The organism is Vibrio sp. SG41-7 (assembly GCF_014164465.1).
GTDB lineage: Bacteria > Pseudomonadota > Gammaproteobacteria > Enterobacterales > Vibrionaceae > Vibrio > Vibrio splendidus.
In genome coordinates, this window is the sequence record NZ_JACJFF010000042.1 from 1 (window position 1) to 25,566 (window position 25,566).

25 protein-coding genes are annotated in these 25,566 nt (G+C 43.1%); 16 read left to right on the forward strand and 9 right to left on the reverse strand.

What is annotated here, in order from left to right:
* Window positions 1–288: 288 nt before the first annotated feature.
* The 3 genes from H5300_RS12825 to H5300_RS12835 form a co-directional block, all read right to left on the reverse strand.
* Entirely contained in the window at window positions 289–2,013 is a 1,725-nt protein-coding gene (locus H5300_RS12825) for an ATP-binding protein (RefSeq protein WP_102566678.1), read from the reverse strand.
* Window positions 2,013–3,197: an FIST signal transduction protein gene (locus H5300_RS12830; RefSeq protein ID WP_004733673.1), complete on the reverse strand. Its 1,185-nt coding sequence runs from the start codon at window positions 3,195–3,197 to the stop codon at window positions 2,013–2,015. The genes H5300_RS12825 and H5300_RS12830 overlap by 1 nt, the downstream gene beginning before the upstream one ends.
* Window positions 3,198–3,312: 115 nt before the next feature.
* Window positions 3,313–3,678: a hypothetical protein gene (locus H5300_RS12835; protein WP_017083692.1), complete on the reverse strand. Its 366-nt coding sequence runs from the start codon at window positions 3,676–3,678 to the stop codon at window positions 3,313–3,315.
* Between the two features lie 258 nt (window positions 3,679–3,936).
* Here H5300_RS12835 and ccoN point away from each other — a divergent pair, with 258 nt between their 5' ends.
* The 10 genes from ccoN to uspE all read left to right on the forward strand — a co-directional run bounded on the left by ccoN (window position 3,937) and on the right by uspE (window position 12,932).
* Window positions 3,937–5,364: a cytochrome-c oxidase, cbb3-type subunit I gene (gene ccoN, locus H5300_RS12840; RefSeq protein ID WP_032497766.1), complete on the forward strand. Its 1,428-nt coding sequence runs from the start codon at window positions 3,937–3,939 to the stop codon at window positions 5,362–5,364.
* A gap of 11 nt (window positions 5,365–5,375) precedes the next feature.
* A complete protein-coding gene (ccoO, locus tag H5300_RS12845) occupies window positions 5,376–5,996 on the forward strand; it encodes a cytochrome-c oxidase, cbb3-type subunit II (RefSeq protein WP_004733677.1) in 621 nt (206 codons plus the stop codon).
* Between the two features lie 9 nt (window positions 5,997–6,005).
* On the forward strand, window positions 6,006–6,179 hold the full coding sequence (locus tag H5300_RS12850) for a CcoQ/FixQ family Cbb3-type cytochrome c oxidase assembly chaperone (protein ID WP_004733679.1): 174 nt from the start codon (window positions 6,006–6,008) through the stop codon (window positions 6,177–6,179).
* Window positions 6,179–7,153 carry a cytochrome-c oxidase, cbb3-type subunit III gene (gene ccoP, locus H5300_RS12855; RefSeq protein WP_004733681.1) on the forward strand — a complete coding sequence of 325 codons (975 nt, stop codon included), beginning with the start codon at window positions 6,179–6,181 and terminating at the stop codon, window positions 7,151–7,153. Before H5300_RS12850 ends, ccoP begins: the two co-directional genes overlap by 1 nt.
* A 108-nt stretch (window positions 7,154–7,261) precedes the next feature.
* Window positions 7,262–7,741 carry a FixH family protein gene (locus H5300_RS12860; RefSeq protein ID WP_004733683.1) on the forward strand — a complete coding sequence of 160 codons (480 nt, stop codon included), beginning with the start codon at window positions 7,262–7,264 and terminating at the stop codon, window positions 7,739–7,741.
* A 5-nt stretch (window positions 7,742–7,746) separates the two neighbouring features.
* The gene (locus tag H5300_RS12865) at window positions 7,747–10,119 is read left to right on the forward strand and encodes a heavy metal translocating P-type ATPase metal-binding domain-containing protein (RefSeq protein ID WP_054542106.1); all 2,373 of its coding nucleotides are present in this window, start codon (window positions 7,747–7,749) and stop codon (window positions 10,117–10,119) included.
* Window positions 10,119–10,355, forward strand: a complete 237-nt coding sequence (ccoS, locus tag H5300_RS12870) for a cbb3-type cytochrome oxidase assembly protein CcoS (RefSeq protein ID WP_017087782.1) — start codon at window positions 10,119–10,121, stop codon at window positions 10,353–10,355. The genes H5300_RS12865 and ccoS overlap by 1 nt, the downstream gene beginning before the upstream one ends.
* Window positions 10,345–11,019, forward strand: coding sequence for a sulfite exporter TauE/SafE family protein (locus tag H5300_RS12875; RefSeq protein WP_004733688.1), 675 nt, complete (start codon window positions 10,345–10,347; stop codon window positions 11,017–11,019). The genes ccoS and H5300_RS12875 overlap by 11 nt, the downstream gene beginning before the upstream one ends.
* Before the next feature lie 86 nt (window positions 11,020–11,105).
* On the forward strand, window positions 11,106–11,852 hold the full coding sequence (locus H5300_RS12880; protein ID WP_004733691.1) for an FNR family transcription factor: 747 nt from the start codon (window positions 11,106–11,108) through the stop codon (window positions 11,850–11,852).
* Window positions 11,853–11,984: 132 nt separating this feature from the next.
* Window positions 11,985–12,932: a universal stress protein UspE gene (gene uspE, locus H5300_RS12885; RefSeq protein ID WP_004733693.1), complete on the forward strand. Its 948-nt coding sequence runs from the start codon at window positions 11,985–11,987 to the stop codon at window positions 12,930–12,932.
* A gap of 100 nt (window positions 12,933–13,032) precedes the next feature.
* Here uspE and ttcA read toward each other — a convergent pair whose 3' ends face one another.
* From ttcA to H5300_RS12905, 4 genes are all read right to left on the reverse strand, one after another.
* Window positions 13,033–13,926, reverse strand: a complete 894-nt coding sequence (gene ttcA / locus H5300_RS12890; protein ID WP_004733695.1) for a tRNA 2-thiocytidine(32) synthetase TtcA — start codon at window positions 13,924–13,926, stop codon at window positions 13,033–13,035.
* Window positions 13,927–14,268: 342 nt separating this feature from the next.
* Window positions 14,269–14,919: a DUF2987 domain-containing protein gene (locus H5300_RS12895; RefSeq protein WP_182796130.1), complete on the reverse strand. Its 651-nt coding sequence runs from the start codon at window positions 14,917–14,919 to the stop codon at window positions 14,269–14,271.
* Between the two features lie 123 nt (window positions 14,920–15,042).
* Window positions 15,043–15,891: a glucosaminidase domain-containing protein gene (locus tag H5300_RS12900; RefSeq protein ID WP_102441569.1), complete on the reverse strand. Its 849-nt coding sequence runs from the start codon at window positions 15,889–15,891 to the stop codon at window positions 15,043–15,045.
* Window positions 15,884–16,738, reverse strand: a complete 855-nt coding sequence (locus H5300_RS12905) for a membrane protein (RefSeq protein WP_004733700.1) — start codon at window positions 16,736–16,738, stop codon at window positions 15,884–15,886. Before H5300_RS12905 ends, H5300_RS12900 begins: the two co-directional genes overlap by 8 nt.
* Window positions 16,739–17,067: 329 nt before the next feature.
* Here H5300_RS12905 and potA point away from each other — a divergent pair, with 329 nt between their 5' ends.
* The 6 genes from potA to H5300_RS12935 all read left to right on the forward strand — a co-directional run bounded on the left by potA (window position 17,068) and on the right by H5300_RS12935 (window position 23,122).
* Window positions 17,068–18,183: a spermidine/putrescine ABC transporter ATP-binding protein PotA gene (gene potA / locus H5300_RS12910; RefSeq protein WP_017077234.1), complete on the forward strand. Its 1,116-nt coding sequence runs from the start codon at window positions 17,068–17,070 to the stop codon at window positions 18,181–18,183.
* Entirely contained in the window at window positions 18,167–19,024 is an 858-nt protein-coding gene (potB, locus tag H5300_RS12915) for a spermidine/putrescine ABC transporter permease PotB (RefSeq protein ID WP_004733704.1), read from the forward strand. The genes potA and potB overlap by 17 nt, the downstream gene beginning before the upstream one ends.
* Window positions 19,024–19,794 (forward strand): spermidine/putrescine ABC transporter permease PotC, encoded by a 771-nt coding sequence (potC, locus tag H5300_RS12920; RefSeq protein ID WP_009846722.1) that lies wholly within the window; start codon window positions 19,024–19,026, stop codon window positions 19,792–19,794. The genes potB and potC overlap by 1 nt, the downstream gene beginning before the upstream one ends.
* A gap of 148 nt (window positions 19,795–19,942) precedes the next feature.
* Window positions 19,943–20,977 carry an extracellular solute-binding protein gene (locus tag H5300_RS12925; RefSeq protein ID WP_017080468.1) on the forward strand — a complete coding sequence of 345 codons (1,035 nt, stop codon included), beginning with the start codon at window positions 19,943–19,945 and terminating at the stop codon, window positions 20,975–20,977.
* A 227-nt stretch (window positions 20,978–21,204) separates the two neighbouring features.
* Window positions 21,205–22,242, forward strand: a complete 1,038-nt coding sequence (locus H5300_RS12930) for an extracellular solute-binding protein (RefSeq protein WP_004733709.1) — start codon at window positions 21,205–21,207, stop codon at window positions 22,240–22,242.
* Between the two features lie 91 nt (window positions 22,243–22,333).
* Entirely contained in the window at window positions 22,334–23,122 is a 789-nt protein-coding gene (locus H5300_RS12935; RefSeq protein WP_102566872.1) for a GGDEF domain-containing protein, read from the forward strand.
* Between the two features lie 144 nt (window positions 23,123–23,266).
* On the opposite strand, the gene cobB is transcribed toward H5300_RS12935, so the two are convergent.
* Window positions 23,267–24,001: a Sir2 family NAD+-dependent deacetylase gene (gene cobB / locus H5300_RS12940; protein ID WP_182796131.1), complete on the reverse strand. Its 735-nt coding sequence runs from the start codon at window positions 23,999–24,001 to the stop codon at window positions 23,267–23,269.
* A 260-nt stretch (window positions 24,002–24,261) separates the two neighbouring features.
* Window positions 24,262–25,482 (reverse strand): ammonium transporter, encoded by a 1,221-nt coding sequence (locus H5300_RS12945; protein ID WP_017077239.1) that lies wholly within the window; start codon window positions 25,480–25,482, stop codon window positions 24,262–24,264.
* Window positions 25,483–25,566 lie beyond the last annotated feature (84 nt).

A 25,566-nucleotide genomic window follows, 5' to 3' on the forward strand; every position in this document is an offset into this window, starting at 1 on the left:
GCCATATGAGACAGACCAGCAAGCAATGGAACATGCACGTAAAACCTTGTCAGTAACAACGTTCAGAATCTCTGTATGAGCCCAGAAAGCCCCTCAAAAGCAAACTAGTCTTAGTGCGTATTATGTATATTATGTTAAATTGATTTTGGCATTTATAAGGCAGGTATCTTTGTGTGATGCCCTGCCTCTTGTTTATCTACCAAATTGGTGTTCTATTTAACAGTAAGGCTATTTACCATAAAATACCTAATAAACATATATCCTAATCTTCGATTAAGAATACGTTTATTAGATTTCAAGCATTAATCGATCAATAGCCTCTGTGATCTCTTTGGTTCTTACTGGTTTGGTAACGAAATCATTCATGCCTACATCTAAGCACGAACATTTATCTTCTAGTGATGTGTGTGCTGTTAGCGCGACAATTGGCGTTGTGATGTTCGCATCTCTCATGTATTTAGTTGTCGTTAGGCCATCCATTACTGGCATAGACACATCCATCAAGATAATGTCTATCGAGTCGTTTCCTCTTTCAACAAAGCCAATTGCTTCTTCACCGTTACTTGCGATGAAAACTTCGTGGCCTTGTCGCGTTAGAATCAATTTAATCACCATTTGATTTGTAGGATTGTCTTCGACAACTAAAACTGAATAGCGGCTTCTGAGTTCTCTTGAAGATTTGTCTTCTTCACAGTGAGCTAGATTGTTCGTGACTCTGGTAAGCACTGGTAACTGTACTTCGAATTTAGAGCCTTTACCTGGCTCACTTTCTACAGATATGCGTCCTCGCATCAATTCTACCAGTCGTTTGGTTATCGCCAGGCCTAAACCGGTACCACCAAATCTGCGTGTGATTGTGCTATCAGCTTGCACGAATGGGCTGAATAGCGACGAAAGTTGTTGTGAGCTAATGCCAATCCCGGTGTCTTCTACTGTTATATAGAATGAGCTCTGCAGGTATTTGATAGAAACATGGACATGCCCACGCTCAGTAAATTTAATCGCGTTGCCAATCAGGTTAAATAGGATCTGTGCCAAGCGGCTTGGATCGATGTAATGAAGTTCACCTTCAGGGATATCGCTGGTTACCGTTAGCGCCAACCCTTTATCGTCTGCTGTCTTCTTTTGTTCAGACAATACAAACGTTACAGTGTCTCTTACGTTGCTCCATTGAGGCGCAAGCGAAAAACATCCTGACTCGATCTTAGAAAAGTCCAATACATCACTGATAATTGCCAGTAGAAGCTCAGATGATGTGCTCATATTAAGCAGTATAGACTGTTGTTCGTCGTTCAGAGGTGTGGATTTTAGGGCGTCTATCAAGCCAATGATGGCATTTAACGGGGTTCTTAATTCATGACTCATCATTGCTAAGAATTCAGACTTGGCCTTGTTGGCTCTTTCTGCGTCTTTTCTTGCTGTGACAAGCTCTGCTGTACGCTCTCGAACGGTCGCTTCAAGCTTTTCTTTGTTTTCAATATCGAAAACAGCACGCTCAATCAGTGGTCTAAAGCGGTTTAGGGTTGCTTTGGTTTCAACACTAAAGTGCTTGGTATTGGAGTGGATAAAGATGATGACGGATTGTGTTAGTCCGCTATCGATACCAGTAATTAGAACAGAGTTGATTTGATCGAGAATAATAGGATGTAAGGAATTGAATTCACCCAGAGACTTTGGTTCAAAAAGGATGGCGCATTCTCCATTGATCACTCGAGATAGCTTGCCACAATCACTCCAATTCATTTGTTCGAAGACTTTGTTATTGGTTAACAGGGTTTTGAAATTGCCTTCGTTCCCTACCCTAGATATTACGATAAAGTCATCAAATTTAATGTATTTTTTGAGCACAAATTCAAGACTATAAAATATCTCAGATATGTTACTTGCCTTACTGATCGCAGAGATGGTTGATAAGATCACCCTGTTCTCTTCAGCCAGTTTTCGCTCACGGGCTTTTAGTTTTTGCAGTTCAATACGTGCTTCTTGCAGCGCTTCTTGACCTTCAGAACCCATTACTTTTTCAACCTATAAAACGTAGCAGACGATACCATTAAATTTCCGTGCGCACTCTCACCGCCAGATAACCTTCCTTGTTCACCAAAGGTGAATGGGCATATGTATGGGAGTCCGTTAAGTGCTTGATTTATTTGATCGCATACTTCGTCCATATCTTGCTTAAGGTTCAACATTGGACCTGCACAGAAGATGTTGATCGCACCTAGTTTCTCTTCTAAATCCATGTCGTTGTAGTAAGAAGAGTGAATAATATTAGCGGCACGGCTTATCAATTGCTGTTTAGAACCCTGCATCAAATAAATGGTGTCGCCTTCACTGATATCTGTGAATAGCTCGATTCCATTGCACTCTGTTTCTCTGATTGAGTGGGACAATTTGAAATATGGGTAGTCGTATGAAGAGCCAACTTTTCGCCCTAGCGGATACACAGACGACTTTTCGAATATATAGCCATCATCACTACCACCTAGATGGAAATTGGTCCATTCGTTATAAACGGTGACGGCTGGTCTATGGTCAATCTCCAACAATATTCGGTTTCTTACTTTAGTCACGGTCCCAGAATAGCGCGTGGGCGTATGGCCTGCACTAAAAGACGAATAGATGGACTGAGAAGCAAATACCACAGTTAAAGATACGCCATTGATAGAGAGTGACTCTTCGGTAAAGATACTCCAGTTTCCAGAAACCTGATTGTCCGCCGCGCTGCCACCAATAACAGGTACCTCAGTACCAAACTTCTTATCGATAGCCGCCATGACCTTCTCTTCATTGCCAGGAGTGGAATGCAGTAAGATAAGATCAGGGATTTCACCTTCTCGGTTGGCGTTCTTAAGTGCTTTATCGATGGCGCTGAAGGTGCTTTGGTTTATGGAGTCGCTAAAGTGCTCGATACCCGTACCATAGGCGTTGATCCCGGAGTCATAGATGATGAGTACGCCTATCACTGGGCCGGAGTGGAACCCAGTTTCGGTCATAATGCCGTGACAAGTGGTGCAGCCATGTATTGGGGTGTTAGGGAGAGCATCTACGAAATATCTCTGCACAGCGAGTGTTGAGTACTCTTCTGTGCAGTAGCAAATAAGACAGGCAATATCGTCAGGGTTTTCTACCCCATTGAGCAACTCATCTACTGCGATTTTATCGTCTAGGGAATAAGAGACTTTTGATAGAAATTTCATAGATTCCGGGAAACTTTATTAATGTCCTCTTTATAACACTTTAATGCATGGTGTTTCACTGATTTGGTACATATTTCTATCAAAAGAACCGAGGCGTGACTCAGTTTTCCCTCTATTACTCTTTAGAAAGGTTTACGGAAAACGTGCTTATCTGTTGTGGAAATGTAACTGTTATTGAGGAGGTCTTATCATTAGTTTGTAACAGCCAATTCGATGGCCCTTTTTCTTCTAGAATTCCGCTCTCATTGTAGCTAATGATAAATTTGCCAGTTTTAGATGTTTCGATTGAATACCCTGATCTATCGCCCGAAATTAAAACATTATGATTATCAATACCAAATTCACACGGTTTTGAAATTATACAGCTTACTGTTTCGTTATTGTCGTATGTTACTGTTCTCCAAGTAAATGCCGCTATTAAAATAACCAACATGCCGATAATTTGTACGAGCCTGCCCTTTGTTAGCTTTTGTGCCGCCATTATAATCTTTACTCCTTGTTACAAAGTTCAAAGTTTTTAAATAAAAATCCAATTCCAGACCAAGCGTAAGGTTACTACTCTGTCATTGATTTGTTAATTCAAGTATAGTGTCGCGTTGAAAATGCCACTTTTTTTCAAAATCAGCAAGTGGAAATAAAGCCCTGAATAGGCTGAATTTCCTTTTCTAATTTGGGTGGCATTACGACGTGAGTCGTGTTGGAAGTAAAGTGTAGTAAATAAGAAATTGGAAGCATGCAAATGAGCCAAGAAAAGCAGCTTGAACAAAACTACAACTATACGGTCGTCCGTCAATTTACCCTCGTTACAATTTTGTGGGGTATTGTCGGTATGGGCGTTGGTGTTTTGATTGCCGCTCAATTAGTTTGGCCACAGCTAAACTTTGATACGCCGTGGTTGACGTACAGTCGTTTACGTCCCCTGCATACTAATGCGGTTATTTTTGCGTTCGGTACAAGTGCGCTGTTTGCAACATCATATTATGTTGTGCAACGTACCTGTCAGACGCGTCTCTTTGGTGGCCCTCTCGTAGCCTTTACCTTTTGGGGTTGGCAAGCGATTATCCTGTCCGCTGCAATTACTTTACCGTTAGGTTTAACCTCTGGTAAAGAATATGCAGAACTTGAATGGCCAATCGATATTGCTATTACTCTTGTGTGGGTAGCTTACGCAGTCGTGTTCTTTGGAACCATGATTAAACGTAGGACATCGCACATTTATGTAGCAAACTGGTTCTTCGGAGCCTTCATCATCACGGTTGCCGTGTTGCACATAGTTAACAGCTTAGCTGTTCCTGTATCTGCGTTTAAATCTTACTCGATTTATGCAGGTGCAATTGATGCAATGGTGCAATGGTGGTACGGACACAATGCGGTAGGCTTCCTATTGACAGCTGGTTTCCTAGGTATGATGTATTACTTCGTTCCTAAACAAGCTGGTCGCCCTGTTTACTCTTACCGTTTGTCGATTGTTCACTTCTGGGCTCTTGTGTCACTGTATATCTGGGCTGGTCCTCACCACCTACACTACACTGCACTTCCAGACTGGACTCAGTCTCTAGGTATGGTTATGTCTTTGGTTCTGTTTGCTCCATCTTGGGGTGGCATGATCAACGGTATTATGACTCTATCTGGTGCGTGGCATAAGCTACGTTACGACCCAATCCTACGTTTCCTTATCGTTTCTCTATCATTCTACGGCATGTCGACTTTCGAAGGCCCTATGATGGCAATTAAAACGGTTAACGCGCTATCTCACTACACGGACTGGACTATCGGTCACGTTCACTCTGGTGCGTTAGGTTGGGTTGCTATGGTTTCTATCGGTTCGGTTTACCACTTAGTTCCTAAACTATTTGGTCAAGAGCGTATGTACTCTGTATCCCTAATCAATGTTCACTTCTGGTTAGCAACGATTGGTACGGTTTTCTACATTGTTGCAATGTGGATTTCTGGTGTGATGCAAGGTCTGATGTGGCGCGCAGTTAACTCTGACGGTACATTGACTTACAGCTTCGTAGAGTCTGTAGAAGCTTCTTACCCGTTCTACTTTGTACGTTTCTTAGGTGGTCTTATCTTCCTATCTGGTATGTTCTTACTGGCATACAACACGTACAAAACTGTTTCTGCACCTAAAGATAGCCTTAAAGCTATCCCTCAACCGGCTTAAGGAGATTTAGAATGAGCTCAAATTCAAATAATCGCCATGAGTTGGTCGAGAAAAACGTTGGTCTACTCGCGATCTTAATCGTTATCGCAATCAGCTTTGGTGCTTTAGTAGAAATCACCCCGCTTATTTTCCAAAAGCAAACGACTGAACCTGTAGAAAACCTACGCGTTTACTCTGCTCTGGAAATGGAAGGTCGTGATATTTACATTCGTGAAGGTTGTAACGTATGTCACAGCCAAATGATTCGTCCTTTCCGCTCTGAAACTGAACGTTACGGTCACTACTCTGTAGCTGGCGAAAGTGTTTGGGAACATCCATTCCTATGGGGTTCTAAGCGTACTGGCCCAGATCTAGCGCGTGTTGGTGATCGTTACTCTGATGAGTGGCACCGTGTTCACCTTCTCGACCCTCGCGAACTTGTTCCTGAATCAAACATGCCTGGTTTCCCATGGCTTGCTGAGAATGTACTTGATGGCAAATTGACTAAGCAGAAGCTTGAAATCTTCCGTAATCAATTTGGTGTTCCTTACACAGACGAACAAATTGCTAACGCTAAACAAGATGTTGAAGGAAAAACAGAGATGGATGCAATCATCGCTTACCTTCAATCGCTTGGCCACGCAATGAAATAAGGAATAATTATGGACATTATTACATTTCAAAGTGTTTGGACTGTTACTGTTTTTGCTTGTTTCATCGGCATCGTTTGGTGGGCTTTCGGTAAAAATCGTAAGTCGCGCTTCGACGAAGATGCAAACCTAGTGTTCGCTGATGAAGCACCTGCGAAAGATAAAAATCAAGGAGTGACGAAGTAATGAGTACATTCTGGAGTATTTGGGTAACAGTCATCACAATCGGTACGCTGATTGGCTGTGCAGCCTTACTTCGTTGGTGTTCCAACGATAAAACAGGTGTAGAAGAAGGTCATGACATGGGCCATGAATACGATGGTATTCGTGAGCTTAATAACCCACTACCTAAATGGTGGACATACCTTTTCGTTAGCACAATTGTGTTTGCAGCTGTTTATCTTGCTCTATACCCGGGCCTTGGCAACTTTAAAGGTCTACTAGGTTGGACGAGTTCAAACCAAACAGTTCGTAGCGTAGAAGAGTCTCGCTCTGCAATCGCTGCAGCTCAAGCTAACAAACAGTTAGATGAGTACGCAAAAGAGCTTGATGACGCGAACACTTACTTTGGCGAAGCATTTAAAAAGCTAGCTCATGATGAGAACGGTCTTCGTTCTGTTCCTGACATTGCATCAGATGCTGACGCAATCAAAGTTGGTCAACGCTTGTTCCTGCAAAACTGTTCTCAGTGTCATGGTTCTGATGCTCGTGGTCAAAAGGGCTTCCCTAACTTGACTGACGATGCATGGCTATATGGCGGTGAACCACAAGCGATCGTTACTACCATCATGCATGGTCGTGTCGGTCAAATGCCAGCGTGGAAAGACGCACTTGGCGAAGAAGGCGTTAAAGAAGTGGTTAGCTACACTCTTAGCCTTTCTGGTCGTAGCGTGAACGTACGTGAAGCAGAAGCTGGTAAAGCACGTTTCGTAGTGTGTGCTGCGTGTCATGGTACAGATGGTAAGGGTAACCCTGCTGTTGGTGCACCTGACCTAACAGACCGCGATTGGTTGTTTGGCGATTCTCGTGCTGATGTAACTGAAACAGTAATGAACGGTCGTTCTGGTGTAATGCCGGCTTGGAAGGACATCCTCGGTGAGGATAAGGTACAGCTCGTCGCTGCCTACGTCTGGAGCCTCAGCAACTCAGATAAAGAGTAACATAATAATAACAGCCCCTTCTTAAGGGGCTGTCTTTCTTTTACAGTTATAACCTTAAGTGTTTGTAAAAATTAGTTTTATTTCATTGGATATATTGAGAATAATAATATGGTACAACCTTGGTATAAGCAGTTTTGGCCGTGGTTTTTGATCTTCCTAACCGTTGGCGTTTCTATGCTAACATTGGTTCGAGTCGCGATACTTACCAACCATTCAGTTAACGTTGTCACTGAAGATTACTATAAAAAAGGTAAAGGTATTAATGTCGACATTTCAAAAGTAAACGTTGCTAAAAAGCTTGGCCTATCAGCTTCAGTTAGCGAGAAAGGTAACTCAGTTATCATTACCCTAGACAAAGGCAAGCTAGACCACTTCCCTGCTATTAGCGCAATGTTCGTGCACCGAACGCTCCCTGACCGTGATTTTACTCAGCTACTGACCGCTGATGCGAGCGGCAACTACACGTTGACTCTGGACCATGAAATGCAAGGTCCATGGTTTATCGAGCTTTCTCCGCATGATTCTGAATGGTTAGTGCAAGGTCGCATGAACTTCCCAATTGATACTCCTACTCAACTAACGAACTAAAGCTTATGTGTGAATCCTGTTATCACTGCGGTGAAGATGTACCAGCGGAAACGGATTTTAAAGTAGAAATCTTAGGATCGGTTCGACCGATGTGTTGTCCAGGTTGCGAAACCGTAGCCCAGACAATCGTTGATAGCGGTTTGGTCTCTTATTACCAATATCGTACCGCTCCGGCTGAGAAAGCGGATCTAGTTCCAGAGCAACTTCTAGCACTCAGTCATTACGACAACGAAGATGTTCAATTGGAGTTCGTCCGTAACTCTGAAAATACTTCTGAAGTGACATTGTCACTAGAAGGTGTCTCTTGTGCTGCTTGTGCATGGCTTATTGAGAAGCAAGTCTCTTCAAAGTTAGGGGTTGTTAGTATTCGTGTTAATACCACGACTAACCGCGCCCTGCTCAGCTGGGACAACACTCAGGCTAAACTGAGCGAGCTGTTGTCTGCAATCCATACCCTAGGCTACAAAGCCGCTCCATTCGAGGCTGATCAACAAGAAGCCGCCTATCATCGATCGATGAAGAATTATCTCTATCGTCTTGGTATTGCTGGTTTAGCGACCATGCAAGTCATGATGTTAGCTGTAGCACTCTACCTCGAAGTATTTGGCAGCCTTGAACCTGAATTCAAAAGTTACTTCCGTTGGGTAAGTTTGATCTTCGCAACACCTGTTCTCCTATACTCTGCGTTGCCTTTCTATATTAATGCGTGGCGCAGTATTAAAGGCCGAACATTGGGTATGGATGTACCCGTTTCGATCGCTCTGCTATTTGCTTACGTTGCGAGTTTAGTGGCAACAGTGACAGAGCAAGGTGAAGTGTTCTTTGAATCTATCTCGATGTTCACCTTCTTCTTGTTGCTTGGTCGTTTCCTTGAGATGCGCGCGCGTCGTAAAGCTGCAGCAGCTAGCGGTAACCTGCTTAAGCTCGTTCCTGCGATGGCGACAACGCTAGATGGTGAGCAAGTACCGGTAAAAACCTTAAAAGTTGGCGACCAGATTCGCGTTCTACCGGGGGAACATATTCCCGCAGATGGCAAAGTATTGTCTGGCAGAATTCATATCGATGAATCCATGCTGACTGGCGAATCTATCCATGTGGTTAAGAATGAAGGTGATACGGTCTTTGCTGGCACATTGAATGGTGATGAATCGTTTGAATTGGAAGTGATGACCTCTAAAGCGGATTCGGTTATTTCTAATATCGTTCGTCTTCAAGATGAAGCTCAATTGTCTAAACCCCGAATTGCTGAAATCGCCGATGTGGTGGCTCGATACTTTGTCGCGGTTATCTTAATCATTTCATTCGGGACTTGGTTCTACTGGCATCAAACACGACCAGAGGACGCTTTCTGGATCATGCTTTCAGTATTAGTGGCGACCTGCCCTTGCGCTCTTTCTCTTGCGACGCCGACCGCGATTACTTGCTCAACTTCTCGTATGGGTAACTTTGGTATTTTGCTGCGCAAAGGTCACGTATTTGAAACTTTGTGTAAGGTAAACCACTTGATCATCGATAAAACGGGCACTCTGACTGAAGGTGATATTCGTATCAGTAAAGTTGAGACGTTTGCTGACCTTGATAAAAACACTTGTTTGCAAGTTGCAGCAAGCCTAGAGCAACACGCTAACCACCCTATCGCTAAAGCGTTCAAAACTTATATTTCTGATGGTATCGAAGTAGAGTCGGTAAACAACGTGATTGGCTCGGGCATTACTGGCGAGTTGAATGGGCAAGAAGTGGCGATTGGTAGCAGCGAGTTCATTCTAGGTGAAGCTCAGCCATCTGAAAGTAATGGTATTTACTTGTCGATGTCTGGTCGTCATATTGCAACATTCACTTATGAAGATCCGATTCGTAAAGAAAGTATCGAGTTCATTAAGCAATTCAAAGAAGCGGGAATCAAAACCACGCTGCTGACTGGCGACTCTTTGATTAATGCGAAGCCTGTTGCAGCAGAGATTGGTATTACTGACATTGTTGCTAACGCGAAGCCGGAAGACAAGCTGGCTTATTTAAACTCTAGAGACGCAAGTGACATCACCATGATGGTTGGTGACGGTATTAATGACGCCCCTATTCTGGCCGGTGCTCACCTGTCTGTTGCTATGGGCGGCGGAACTGATGTGGCGAAAGCCTCTGCGGATATGGTGCTATTGGGTGATAAGCTCGATAGATTACTTAAGTCCCGTACTTTGGCGCTAAAAACGCGTAGGATAATCCGTGAAAACCTAGCTTGGTCACTAGGATATAACTTACTTATTCTTCCATTGGCTGTCGCAGGCTTGGTTGCTCCATACATTGCCGTTGTTGGCATGTCTGCTAGCTCTATTATTGTAGTATCTAACTCGTTAAGGCTTTTAAAAGAGCAAGGTAAATAATGGAAAGTTTATACATACTCATTCCAATTGCGATCGTACTTGTATGTATCGCGGTTGGAATCTTTCTATGGGCAGTGAAGAGCGAGCAGTTTGAAGACCTTGAACGCCAAGGCCATAACATTCTGTTTGATGAAGATACTAATGTTCATCATCATTCTGATAGTAAACCTGTCAAGAATGAGAAAGCTAACGTAGAAAGCCAAACTAACTTAGACAAAAATAACGATGACGCCTGATTGGATTGGCGCTTTTGTTGTTGGATTGATCGGCGCAGGCCATTGCATGGGAATGTGTGGTGGTATTGCGTCGCTTCTTTCGATTGGCAACAGTAAACCTTCCCCTGTCATTCCCCTGCTTTATAACTTAGGGCGCTTGCTAAGCTATGCTGTGATTGGCGGTGTGATTGGCGGTGCAATCTCTTCGATAGGTCAGCTAAGCGATTTTAACGCTCTGCTAGGTTGGCTGCGATTATTTGCTGCTGGCTTTATGATCGTCTTAGGTTTGTATATCGGTAAATGGTGGTTCGGCTTGTTGTTCTTTGAAAAAGTCGGACAGAAGTTATGGCGCTATATCTCTCCTTTAGGCAAATCATTTCTACCATTGAAGCACCCTAGCCATGCTTTACCTTTTGGTTTTATCTGGGGTTGGCTTCCATGTGGCCTTGTTTACTCAATGCTAACGTGGGCGGCAGTGTCAGGAAGTTGGTATAACGGAGCGGGTATCATGCTTGCTTTCGGTTTAGGTACTCTTCCAGCAATGCTCACGGTTGGAATGGGCGCCAATTTCCTCAAAAAACTGCAACAAGCTGACTTATTTCGCCAGTTTGGCGCAATTTTAATCCTTATTTACGGCTTCTATACCGGTTATATGGCGCTACAGCTCATTATTTATACCGTATAGCGGAGTCTTTAATCCGGTTTTTTTACTACCCTTTAGGATTAAGGAATGCTAAAATATTGACGTATATCAAATAGTGAAAGATTGTTATGATTTCTGAAAAGCCTGTGACGAAACGAGTTCAGTCTGGTGGCTGTGCGATCCACTGCCAAGATTGTAGTATTAGCCAACTCTGTATCCCATTTACTTTGAATGAATCTGAGCTAGATCAACTTGATCAGATCATTGAAAGAAAGAAACCTATTCAAAAAGGCCAAGAGCTATTTAAAGCGGGAGACGAACTTAAATCTCTTTATGCTATTCGCTCTGGAACGATTAAAAGCTATACGATTACCGAGCAAGGTGATGAGCAGATTACTGCATTCCACTTAGCGGGCGATCTTGTTGGCTTTGACGCGATCACGGGTGACGAACACCCTAGTTTCGCTCAAGCTTTGGAAACTTCTATGGTATGTGAAATTCCATATGAGATTCTCGATGACTTATCAGGGAAAATGCCTAAATTGCGTCAGCAGATTATGCGTTTGATGAGTAATGAGATTAAAGGTGACCAGGAAATGATTCTGCTTCTTTCTAAAAAGAACGCGGAAGAGCGCCTTGCGGCATTCCTTTACAACCTTTCAACTCGCTTCTCTCAGCGTGGCTTCAGCCCTCGTGAGTTCCGCTTAACGATGACTCGTGGCGATATTGGTAACTACCTTGGTTTGACTGTTGAAACAATCAGCCGTCTGTTAGGTCGTTTCCAAAAAGCGGACATCTTGAGCGTTAAAGGCAAATACATCACTATCGAAGATCACGATGCGTTGATGGAACTTGCTGGCGTTTCAAAAGAATAGTCTAGATATCAATGATGTAGTTCAATAATGAGCTACATCATGTTTCTCTCTTAAAACCTCTTATATTTCTCTTATTCTCTCCATAACTACGCTACATTATTTATATGTTCGGTCTGAAAAGTAGGCTTAGTTATGAGTATCTATAACAAAATTTTAGTTGTCGCAGACATTAATCACGATGAGCAACCTGCTCTAGTTCGTGCTATCCAACTTGCCAAGAAAAGCACCTCAACAAGCCACATCACTTTCTTTTTGTCGATCTACGATTTCTCGTATGAAATGACATCTATGCTCTCTGTCGATGAGAGAGACGCAATGCGCAAAGGCGTAATTCATCAGCGTGAAATTTGGATGAATAAGGTTGCTGCTCCTTACCTTGATGATTCTATTGAATTTAACGTACAAGTGGTTTGGCATAATCGCCCGTATGAAGCGATCATTGCTGAGGTTTACAGTGGTGAGCATGACATTTTGATCAAAGGCACGCGTAAGCACGATACCTTAGAATCGGTCATATTTACTCCAACCGACTGGCATCTATTAAGAAAGTGCCCTAGCCCAGTGCTGTTGGTTAAAAATGATTTCTGGCCAGAACACGCGAAGATCTACGCTTCCGTTCATGTAGGCTCTGAAACAGAAGCTCACTTAGAGCTCAATGATACGATGGTCGACAGATTACTTGAGATCACTGGTCGTTTGGATGCTGAACCGTTCTTGGTGAACGCCTACCCGGTGACACCGGCGAATATCACAATCGAATTGCCAGAGTTTGACCCAACCTCTTATACTGATGCAGTTCGTGGCCACCACTTAACCGCGATGAAAGCACTACGCCAGAAACACGGTATGTGTGAAGAGCAAACCGTGGTTGAGCAAGGCTTGCCTGAAGATGTTATTCCTCGTGTAGCGTCTGAACACAATGCGGCTATGGTTATCCTTGGTACAACAGGCCGTACTGGCTTGTCTGCTGTGTTTATCGGCAATACTGCGGAACATGTCATCGACAAGATTAACTGCGATGTACTTGCTCTTAAACCGTCAGGTTACGTTAGCCCGCTCGATCCGAACCTGTCTAAATAGCTGATTTTTTAATTATAAAAAAACGCCTCAAGCAATGCTTGAGGCGTTTTTGTTTATCTAAAGCTTACGCGACTCCAACAACAGAATTGTTTATATCGCGTTATACGTTAGTTACGTCGATGAACATTGACTCATCAATGTTTGAAGACGAGATTTCAGCTTCTTCGAATTCGTATGCTTTGCGATCTTCGCTACGATCCAGTGGAAGGTTAATGAAATCAAACAACTCACGGTCAGCCAATTGGCTTGGGCTCACGTTCTGAATTGACTTGAAGACCTTCTCAACACGGCCTGGAGTCTGTTTATCCCAATCAATTAGCATCGCTTTGATGTTTTGACGTTGCAGATTTTCTTGAGAACCACACAGGTTACATGGAATGATCGGAAACTCTTTATGCTCTGCGTATTTGATTAGGTCCGTTTCGCGACAGTAAGTCAGAGGACGGATTACAACGTTACGACCATCGTCAGAGCGAAGCTTAGGTGGCATAGCCTTAAGGCGAGCACCGTGGAACATGTTCAGGAACATAGTCTCAACAATGTCGTCTAGGTGGTGACCTAGAGCAATCTTCGTTGCGCCAATCTTCTCTGCAAACGAGTACAAAGTACCACGACGAAGACGAGAACATAGACCACACGTTGTTTTACCCTCTGGCACTTTTTCTTTTACCACTGAGTACGTATCTTTATCTACGATGTAGTAAGGAATGTTCAGAGTTTCAAAGTACTCAGGAAGAATATGCTCAGGGAACCCCGGTTGTTTTTGGTCTAGGTTTACGGCAACAACATCAAATTTGATGGGTGCTGCTTCACGCAAACGTAGCAAAATGTCTAGCATCGCAAATGAATCTTTACCGCCACTAATACACGCCATTACTACGTCATTCTCTTCGATCATGTTGTAGTCGACGATGGCATTCCCAACATTTCTTCTTAGAAGTTTCTGAAGCTTGTTGAATTCAAGTGTATCTTTTTTATTTTCGTTTTGGTTCATTGCGACTCTCACACCGTCGTATTACCGACTGTAGATTGCTAGTGGGACTGTTTTAGGGCGTGGATTATACGGATTTTTATTTCAGGTTGGAACAGCAACGACAGGATAAACAAGCCAAGCAGGAGAAAGATTCCGCCTTATCATACGATCTGTCCTCTAGCGGTGAGAAAAATATGTCTTAATAAGAGGTTAGAATCAAAGATGAAAGGCCGTTGAGATATGTGATTTGGCAAGATTTAAAGGTTTAGGTTTAAGACTTTAAACGAAAACAGCCTGTTCAAAGAAGAACAGGCTGTTTCGTCAAGATCTTAAGCTGAGCAAACAGCTTCTGGCCGGTAGTTATTATTGCGCAGGGATGTAGGGCAAAACGCGAACTGTGGCTTCGGGTAACGTGATGCTGTCACTTCCGTTCAGTTCGTCCAGCGTGAATTTCGCACGCCCTTCTTTGATTGGGATTTGCTTACCATTAGACAGGGCAATATTGCCTTCAAGTTTACTATCAAACTCTAGCGTCAAACCTTGAATATCAGGAGTGAACCAACTAGAGAACATGCCGCTGACGTCTTCTAGCATCGCTTGCATCTGTGGTAAAAGGTTTTCTAACTGTGCAACCTCAACCGTTCCAGCCAAAGGCTTCTGAGTCATTACGACGAGCGAATACGCACATTCTTGTTCTTGGGTTTGTACAAAGATAAGAGGGTTTGCTGAGCGTAGGTTTTTATCTACCGGTAGAAGCAGCTCATTCGCAGGAGACACTTTTAACTCTTCGTAATGCTCTTCTTTCTCCATCCAAGCTTTGCTGATGTGACAGGTTTTCTGTGCTTGTTGGTCAACAAAGAAGACCGCAACTTTGACATCATCGTGCCTTTCTTTGGTGTTGTTTTTCAGCTGAGTATAGAGTTTAGAATACGTGAACATGTATTCTTGCGCCGAAGCAGGAAGAGAAACGCCAAGGCTTAAAGTGGCTAATAGAGCGAGTACTGTCTTTTTCATTATTATAATCTTGTCGAAGTTGAGCGTTTATAAATAGAAAGAGCAGCCAATGAGCTGCTCTTTTTGTGATGTTACTTGGTGTAAGCCGACTTTCGAAGGCAACCAAGTTGGTATCAAAATGAGTTACTTTTTCCAGTATACCTTGTTGTGACGGATCATAGCTTGTAAATCAGTCACATAGTCTGAACCTCGCTCAGAATATTTTAATAAGCCGTTGGTGAGCTCTGTCGCTGTTTCGGTTGTTAAAAGGTCATCACCTTGTGCAGCAAGTTTTGCGCGAATGGCTCTTAAATCAGAGTAAGCACGGTTGCGGTTAAGGTTCATGAAGTAACGATGCACCGATTCTTGGCTTGAAGAGAATGTTGCTACTTCATGCGAGCTACCTTCGTTACGTTGTAGCGGAACAAGTCCACAACCTTTGGTGTAACACCAGTGTCCGAAATAGTTGTTGGCTTTGGTGGCGAAACGCGATGTCCCCCAAGCCGATTCATTAGCAGCCTGTGTCAGTACCAGCGCCTCTGGCAGTACGTTGACACGGCTCAGCATCTCTGTCAGCCATGCCTGATTTAAACCTTCACTAGGTACTGGTAAGCTGTACAACTTCCCTAGCCTTTTCGCATAAGACGCGTCTTCAGAGTCAATATTGCTCAAACCAGATTCAGATAGCTTAGTTAAAAACGCGCGCTCTTTGGTGATACGTTTGTTTTCAATATTGATGCTTGGGCGAAGGAACGAAAAGAATGTGTCTTTTTTCACGTTCACATCTTCGATAGCAGCAAAATTTGGTCGATCTGAAGCCACGGTCAAATCACCAAACTCACTTGATGTATTTGAACTTTGGTCTGCCGAACGTCGGCGCTCTTCTTCTTGGTAAATGTATGGACCAACCAGTGAGATAGACCCCACAATCGCTAGTGCAGTTACCTTTAGCGCAAGTGATTTACTTGCGCTGCCTTTGACATTATTACGCATCGAACACCTGAGGGTTTTTGTTTTTGTTACCATCGTTACTGTTGTTGCCGTCGTTATTACTGTCGCCGTTGCTGTTGTCGTCATCACTATTAGGTCGATCTGACGCAATAACCTTCAGTTTGATACCAAACATTTCACGGTAGATGATGCCTTTCACATGAAAGAAGAACGGAAGAACGAATATCAAGCCAATGCCGTACATCATTGCTGCCACAATGAACATCAGCATAACCATTAAGTAGATAGATGCGACGACGAAGATTTTCTTATTTACCGCTCTTAGAGAAAGCAGCAACGATTGCATTGGCGGTACTTTCTTATCACAAATCAGCAGAATTGAATTGCTGAATGCTAGTGAGAAGTAGATAGACAAAAATGGCAAAAGCATACCTGCGATACCTTGAAGCATGAGGCTGAACAAAGTAACGAGAATGACTGGAACCGTGAACTGTAAACCTTTTCCGATATGACGCACTTTGGTTTGTAAGCCTGCGACGTGGCTCATTGCCATTAAACAGATGCCAGCATAGATAGGCGCGCTGATTACTTCGTAGCTAAAGTTAGCAATAAAAATGGATTCAACGACCTGTGGTGTAAATGCCTCTGGGTCGATAACCGCGTCTAAGATAATCGCGGGGTCACCAAGCTGCAGTTTTAGTGCGATATAAAAGATAGCCAATTGCACGAACATTAGCGCAACAATCGCAGGGGAAAACGAAAGAAAGTGACTTATCGTATGTTTCCAAGCTTCTTGGAATACAGCCGTTGCTTTGAGCTCATAATCGCCGGAAAGTGCACGGTCGATACTACCGCCCAAATTAAAATCTTTTTCGATGTCGTTGTTCATATTGATACCTAGGTGCGCCAACTAAACGAAGCCACCTAACTTATTGATAAAAAATTGCCTTCATTATACCCATATGTCGGCTGCAAACTAAAATATGAATCTGTAACAAGGCTTGCTTTTGCGTCTTAATGGTTAATAATTAGACACTTGTTAGGGTGTGAACCCAATAAATAACAGTATGGTAAAGGATGTTTACTTTTACCTGCGAATTTTTTTATCTATGAATGGTAAAAAATGCTTTGAATTCACGTTTTTGGTGATTATGATGCGCGCCTTAAAGGTGTATAGCAACAGGTCTCAAATAGAACCAAGGTGGAGAAAAACAGACGTTGAACGCTAAAAAATCAGTAGGAAAGCCAGTCGTACAGTTAACTGGCATTAGTAAAAGTTTCGATGGTAAGGAAGTCATCGGCAATCTTGATCTAAACGTAAATCATGGTGAGTTTCTCACGATATTAGGCCCGTCTGGTTGCGGTAAAACCACGGTACTAAGGATGATTGCAGGGTTTGAAACGGCAGATAGTGGTGAAATACTATTAGCTCAACAGAATGTAACCCAAGTTCCTGCTGAACAAAGGCATGTTAACACTGTATTCCAAAGCTATGCCCTATTCCCACATATGACCGTTTTCGACAATGTGGCATTTGGTTTACGCATGCAAAAAGTGCCAAACACCGAGATTGAACCTCGTGTCATGGATGCTTTAAAAATGGTGCGCCTAGAACAAATGGCACAACGAAAACCACACCAGCTATCCGGTGGCCAACAGCAACGTATCGCAATCGCTCGTGCTGTCGTTAATAAGCCTAAAGTTCTTTTGTTGGATGAGTCTCTCTCTGCTCTAGATTACAAACTACGTAAACAGATGCAAATCGAGCTTAAACAACTGCAACGCCAACTTGGTATCACGTTCATTTTTGTAACGCATGACCAAGAAGAAGCATTGTCCATGTCTGATCGTATTATTGTTATGCGTGATGGCGTGATTGAACAAGACGGAACACCAAGAGAAATCTACGAAGAGCCTAAGAACTTATTTGTTGCTCGTTTCATTGGTGAAATTAACGTATTCGAAGCGACAGCGAAATCTCGTCAAGATGAAAAGCGCATTGTTGCGACAATCGAAGGTGAAGAGTCAATTATCTATCATGATAAAGACGTAGCACCGGGCCAAAAACTGCAAGTACTACTTCGCCCTGAAGATCTTCGTATCGAAGAAATTAAAGAGTCGGATCAAAGCGGTATTGTCGGCCACATTGTCGAGCGAACCTATAAAGGCATGACATTAGATTCAGTCGTAGAACTTGAATCAGGTATGCGTGTCATGGTTAGCGAATTCTTCAACGAAGATGACCCTGATGTTGATCACTCACTGGGCCAAAAAGTTGCAGTAACTTGGGTTGAGAGCTGGGAAGTGGTGTTAGAAGATGAGCAAGAAGTTTAATTTACAAAACGCGATTGTTGCTTTAATCACAGGTTGGTTAGTGCTGTTCGTGATGATTCCAAACATCATGATCATCGGCACTAGCTTTCTAACTCGTGATGAAGCGAACTTGATCGAGATGACCTTCACTCTCGATAACTACTTGCGTTTGGCTGATCCGCTGTATTTTAAAGTGCTGATGCACTCTTTCTATATGGCGATTGTCGCAACCCTACTTTGTTTAATTATTGGTTACCCATTTGCCTATATCGTGGCAAAAATGCCTACGAAATGGCGCCCAATCATGTTGTTCTTAGTGATTGTGCCATTCTGGACCAACTCTTTGATTCGTACTTACGGGTTAAAAGTGGTTTTAGGTACACAAGGTGTGTTGAACAAAGGTTTGTTGGCGTTAGACATTATCGATAAGCCACTTCGTATCATGTATTCAGAAACGGCAGTAATGATCGGGTTAGTGTATATCCTATTGCCTTTCATGATTTTGCCGTTGTACTCAGCGATTGAAAAGCTAGACGATACTTATTTAGAAGCGGCTAAAGACTTAGGTGCGAACAAACTTCAAACGCTATTGAAGGTTGTTCTACCCCTAACGATGCCAGGCATTATCGGTGGTTGTTTACTTGTATTGCTCCCTGCGCTTGGAATGTTCTACATTTCAGACTTGTTGGGCGGTGCTAAGAACCTTTTGATCGGTAACGTCATTAAGAGCCAAGTGCTGAATGCCCGTGATTGGCCGTTTGGCGCCGCAACCAGTATTGCACTGACTACCGCTATGGCCGTGATGCTTTATGCCTACTACCGTGCAGGCAAGTTATTGAATAAGAAAGTGGAGCTAGACTAATGGGTCGCACAGTTAAGTTCAGCTTTATGGCGCTAGTATACGCTTTTCTATACCTACCTATTATCGTGTTAATTGCCAACTCTTTTAATGCCAATAAGTTTGGTATGAAATGGGGTGGCTTTACCACCAAGTGGTATGACGCGCTGATTAACAACGATAGCCTAATGCAGGCTGCGTGGCACTCGATCAACGTAGCGGTATTCTCAGCAACTGCCGCAACGATTGTTGGCAGCCTGACAGCAGTAGCCCTATTCCGTTACCAATTTAAAGGTAAAGGCATAGTCAATGGCATGTTGTTCATCGTGATGATGTCTCCAGATATCGTAATGGCGATTTCGCTTCTTGCGCTATTCTTAGTTATGGGTGTACAACTTGGGTTCTTTACCCTACTTGCGGCGCACATTACTTTCTGTCTGCCGTTCGTTGTTGTTACGGTTTACAGTCGCTTGAATGGCTTTGATGTGAAGATGCTAGAAGCTGCAAAAGATTTAGGGGCAAGTGAATGGACGATTCTAAAACAGATCATCTTGCCTCTTGCTAAGCCAGCTGTTGCTGCGGGTTGGTTATTGAGCTTCACTCTGTCTTTGGACGATGTGATCATCAGCTCTTTCGTAACGGGCCCAACGTATGAAATATTGCCACTGAAGATTTACTCGATGGTTAAAGTCGGTATATCTCCAGAGGTCAACGCCCTAGCAACAGTGATGTTAGTGGTGTCGTTAGTACTGGTGATCATTTCCCAGTTGTTAGCGAGAGAGAAAATCAAGTAAGTCTCCTACTCTTTACTGAGGCTGACTTGATAAGAAGTTAAGATACTTCAAGTTTAACAAAAGTGTTATTCATAAACAGAATGGTAAATTGCCATTCTGTTTTTCTATCTACTGCCTTCGGGCAACGTTTAGTTTGGAGCTAACGTCAATGAAAAAATGGGCTACTCTATTAGCTGGTAGTGCATGTGCGCTTTCAATGTTATCTGCACCATCATTTGCAAAAGATAACAAAGAATTGGTATTCATGAACTGGGGACCTTACATCAATAGTGAGATCTTAGAACAGTTCACTGATGAAACTGGCATCAAAGTGATTTACTCGACTTACGAATCGAATGAAACTTTGTACGCAAAATTGAAAACGCACAATAAAGGTTACGACCTTGTGGTTCCTTCGACCTACTTCGTGTCTAAAATGCGCGACGAAGGCATGCTTCAAAAGATCGACAAAACCAAGCTAAACAATTTTGCGAATCTAGATACGAACTACCTAGATAAGCCATATGATCCGAACAACGACTACTCGATTCCACATGTTGTTGCTATTACGGGCCTAGCTGTTAACACAGACATGTACGATCCAGAAGATTTTCAAAGCTGGGCTGACCTATGGAACCCTGAGCTTGAAGGTCAGCTGATGATGATGGACGACACGCGTGAAGTGTTCCACATCGCACTGCGTAAGTTAGGTTACTCAGGTAACACGACTAACGAAAAAGAAATCGACGAAGCCTACGCTGAACTGCGTAAGCTGATGCCGAACGTTCTTGTGTTTAACTCAGATAACCCAGGCGCGCCATACATGTCTGGCGAAGTTGGTCTTGGTATGCTTTGGAACGGTTCTGCCGCAGCAGCGCAAAATGAAGGGCTACCGATTAAACTGGTTTTCCCTAAAGAAGGCGGCATTGGTTGGGTTGATAACTTTGCTATCAGTTCTGGCGCAATCAACGTAGAAGCAGCTCATAAGATGATCGACTTCCTACTTCGCCCAGAAATCGCAGAACAAATCTCTCGTGACACCGGTTACCTAACGGCAGTTAAAGCGTCTAATGAAAAGTTCAAAGACAGCCCTGCTCTGTTCCCGTCGCAAGAAGATCTTGACCGTGTTGAATGGCAAGCCGCGGTTGGCGATAAGACAGTGAAGTACGAAGATTACTTCATGAAGCTTAAAGCGGGTCAGTAAGCGAGTTCGTTATCTCATTGCTCTGGTCAACAGACGCTGATAAGTAACTGGTTTACTTAACAACCCGAGTTAGGTAATCAACACGTTAAAAATAAGAATATCAATGAATAGGCAGCTTAGGCTGCCTATTTTGTTATATCACTGCTATAATCTAGCGCGATTTTTAGAAATCCATTTACTTTGGGTTCACTACCCAGCTCCAAATCAAACAAATGAACGGAACAGTAATGAAAAAAACACTGTATACCGGCGCATTGTGTGCTGCTACTTTACTTTCTACACCCTCTTTCGCAGCTGACCAAGAACTGTATTTTTACAACTGGTCTGAATATATTCCAAATGAAGTACTAGAAGACTTCACAGAAGAAACTGGCATTAAAGTCTATTACTCAACTTATGAGTCTAACGAAAGCATGTACGCTAAGTTAAAAACTCAAGGTACGGGTTACGACTTAGTGGTTCCTTCTACTTACTTCGTTTCTAAGATGCGTAAAGAAGGCATGCTTCAAGAGCTTGATAAAACTAAGCTAAGCCACTTTGCAGATTTGGATCCAAATTACTTAGATAAGCCATTTGACCCAAACAACAACTACTCGATCCCATACATCTGGGGCGCAACGGGTATTGGTATCAACTCAGATATGCTAGACAAGTCTTCAGTTAAAAACTGGGGCGACCTGTGGGATACACAGTGGGAAGGTCAACTGATGATGATGGATGACTCTCGTGAGGTTTTCCATATCGCACTGTCTAAACTGGGTTACTCTCCAAACACGACGAACCCTGAAGAAATCAAAGAAGCGTACGAAGAACTTCGTAAGCTGATGCCAAACGTATTGGTATTTAACTCAGATTTCCCAGCTAACCCTTACCTAGCAGGTGAAGTATCTCTTGGTATGCTTTGGAATGGCTCTGCTTACATGGCACGCCAAGAAGGCGCGACAATTGACATCATCTGGCCAGAGAAAGGCGCTATCTTCTGGATGGATAGCCTAGCGATCCCATCAGGTGCTAAAAATGTTGAAGCGGCACATAAGATGATCGACTTCCTTCTTCGTCCTGAAAATGCCGCTAAGATTGCTTTAGAGATCGGTTACCCGACGCCAGTTAAAACGGCTTACCCTCTTCTACCTAAAGAATTTTCTGAAGATAAGAACGTTTTCCCACCGCAATCTGTGATGGATAACGGCGTTTGGCAGGATGAAGTTGGCGAAGCGAGCGTTATTTATGACGAGTACTTCCAAAAACTTAAAGTAAACAACTAGATTGTTACTGCCAGGTTAATAAAGCGGCGTAAGCCGCTTTATTTTTATCTAAGTATTATAAATAATCATAAACGATTGAAACGTAACTGATATGCCAGCAAACCCTCTTTTATTGTTAACTGCTCTTATGCTAATGGCATCATTTATGGCGCTTGGCTTAAGTTCGATTATTCAAGTAGATTCCATTTATGATTTGTTTTTTGAAACGAATACTCTTGTTATTGCCTTGTATATTTACTTCATCGCACGTAGTGCGATTAGTCCACAAAAAGTGCTTCATTATGGTGCTTGCCTACTTATTCTAAGCCTTATTTACGATGTATCTACAGAGTTTAGAGTTTTCGATGAATGGTCTGATAAGCATGAACTATGGAATACGTTGCTCGATGATGGCTTGTTACAAGTCGCTTTTTTACTCATTGCATACGGGCTCACGGAGCTTATTAGTAAGTTAAAAGATCAAAGTAAATTAGATGAACTTACGGGTTCATATAATCGCAAAAAGTTCGATGCGATTAAGCTTGAAGAGTTTGAACTCATCTACTTCGATTTAGATGGTCTAAAAATGGTGAATGACCGTAAAGGACATCAAATGGGTGACTTAATGATTGTTCGTTTCTCTCAAGCCTTGAACCAAGTGACACTTGAAGATGAAATGGTATTTCGTGTTGGTGGCGATGAATTTGTAGTAACGGCTCAACTTGGCCGTGGTGGTAAGTTTGTTAAGCAAGTAAGTCGCTTACTCCAAGGGGAGGAGATATCGTTTTCATATGGTATTGAGGTCACTTGCAGGGATAATTTTAAGCAAGCATTGGTTGAGTCGGACAGAGCCATGTATGAGATGAAAAAAGCCCAGCGTTCTGAAACTGACAAGTCTTAGGTGTTATATGAATAGCAGAAACAAAAAAACAAACACCCATCTGACTTAGTTGCAGTCAGACACGCATTTGCCTTTTTAGCTAAACGTAATAAACATTTTGTAACTGTTGTAACTGTTGTAACTGTTGTAACTGCTATAACGGGTTTAAGCCGTCAAAGAGCCCTTCTCTGAACACAACAGCTCACCCACTAATTTCGGCACTTCAATACTGGCTTTACCGTAGCGTTTCTCTTCAAACTCACTTTCAACTGCACTAGGTTCGAGATTTATCTCGATGGTATGCGCACCATGCATTCTAGCGTCATGTACAAAACCTGCGGCTGGATAAACCACACCTGACGTGCCAATCGAGATAAACAAATCAGCTTCTTCTAACGCTGAATAAATGTCGCCCATTCTTAATGGCATTTCGCCAAACCAAACAATATGAGGACGCATTTGAGCTGGTATCTGGCAACAATGGCACAATTCGCCGGTATGGATGTCGTCTTTGTGTTCTAGAACTTGGTTTGATTCGCTGCAACGTGCCTTAAGAAGTTCACCATGCATGTGAATAATATTGTTGCTACCGCCTCTCTCGTGCAGGTTGTCGATGTTTTGAGTGATGATTGTTACTTTGCCGTCTAGTTTGTCTTCAAGCTCTCCTAGCGCCTTATGGGCAGAGTTTGGCAGAATACTTTCGTTCTGTAAGCCATGGCGACGCTTATTGTAGAACTCTTGCACCAAGTCTGGATCTTTTGCAAAACCCTCTGGTGTCGCGACATCTTCGATTTTATGGTTCTCCCATAATCCGTCTTGTGCTCGGAATGTTTGAATCCCCGACTCCGCAGAGATTCCGGCACCAGTAAGAATTACGATATTTCTGTATGGGAAATGCATATAACGTCCTTTTAGATATGTCACTTGGTAACAGCTTAGCACTGTTCAAATTCCAACAATAGTTTTAGGGATTAGACCATAGTCTTAGCCAACTGAATTCATTGATTATTTGTGACATAACTCGCTTGTTCTCTTTCGTTCTTTCTTTCTGACTCGTATTGCTTTCTATTTCCCCTAAACGCAAAAAAGCGGCCGAAGCCGCTTAGTTATAATTTAATTTGTGTCTAGCAAGGGCTTAACACTCATCAAGGTTGATGACGTTAGTCTTCGTTAATCGAAGAGATCTTGTGGATGGAAAGATCCGCACCGTTGAACTCGTCTTCTTCACTTAAACGTAGGCCTGTCACTTTACTTAGAACACCGTATACAACCAATGCACCGGCTAGAGCGACGATAATACCTGCAAGTGTTCCCATTACTTGCGCACCAAAGCTCACGCCACCTAGTCCCCAGAGTGCTTGCTGGCCGAAGATGCCAGCTGCAATGCCACCCCAAGCGCCACACACGCCGTGCAATGGCCATACACCCAGCACATCATCAATCTGTGTTTTGTTCTGCATGTAAGTAAACAGGTAAACGAACAATGCGCCCGCTACACCACCTGTAACGAGAGCGCCAAGTGGGTGCATTAAGTCTGAACCTGCACAAATCGCTACGAGACCAGCCAAAGGACCATTGTGGATGAAGCCTGGGTCATTTTTACCTGCGACTAAAGCCGCTAGAATGCCGCCGACCATCGCCATAAGTGAGTTCATGGCTACTAGGCCACTGATGCCATTGATCGCTTGAGCTGACATCACGTTGAAGCCAAACCAACCCACACATAAGATCCAAGAACCTAGTGCTAAGAATGGGATGTTAGATGGTGCGAAGTTAGTGTGTTTACCTGCACGAATACGACCTTTACGCATACCTAAGAAGTAAACCGCGACCAAAGCAATCCAACCGCCAACGCCGTGAACTACTACAGAGCCTGCGAAGTCATGGAATCCATAACCGAATTGCGCTTCAAGCCAATCTTGGAAACCAAAATTACCATTCCAGATGATGCCTTCAAAGAATGGATAAACAAACCCAACGGTGAAAAGTGTTGCGATGAGTATTGGATAGAAACGTGCACGCTCAGCGATACCACCAGAAACGATCGCTGGAATCGCCGCCGCAAACGTCATCAAGAAGAAAAACTTCACCAGCTCGTAACCATTACCTTGCGATAAGGTTTCTGCATCTGCAAAGAAATGCGCACCGTAAGCCACCCAGTAACCGATAAAGAAATAGGCAATGGCAGAAACGCCGAAATCCGAGAGGATCTTAACCAGCGCGTTCACTTGGTTTTTCTTTCTTACTGTACCGACTTCCAAAAATGCAAAGCCTGCGTGCATTAAGAAGACCATGATGGCGCCTAATAATAGAAATAGAGTGTCTGAACTCTGCGTCAAGCTCTCTACTGCGCTATGAACTTGGGTAACCGTTTGACTCATTAAAGCTCTCTCCCTTAGCTTTGTCTCAATTGCACTAGAACCGTGCGAATTGATGTCGTAATTAATTAAAGACTCAACAGTAAA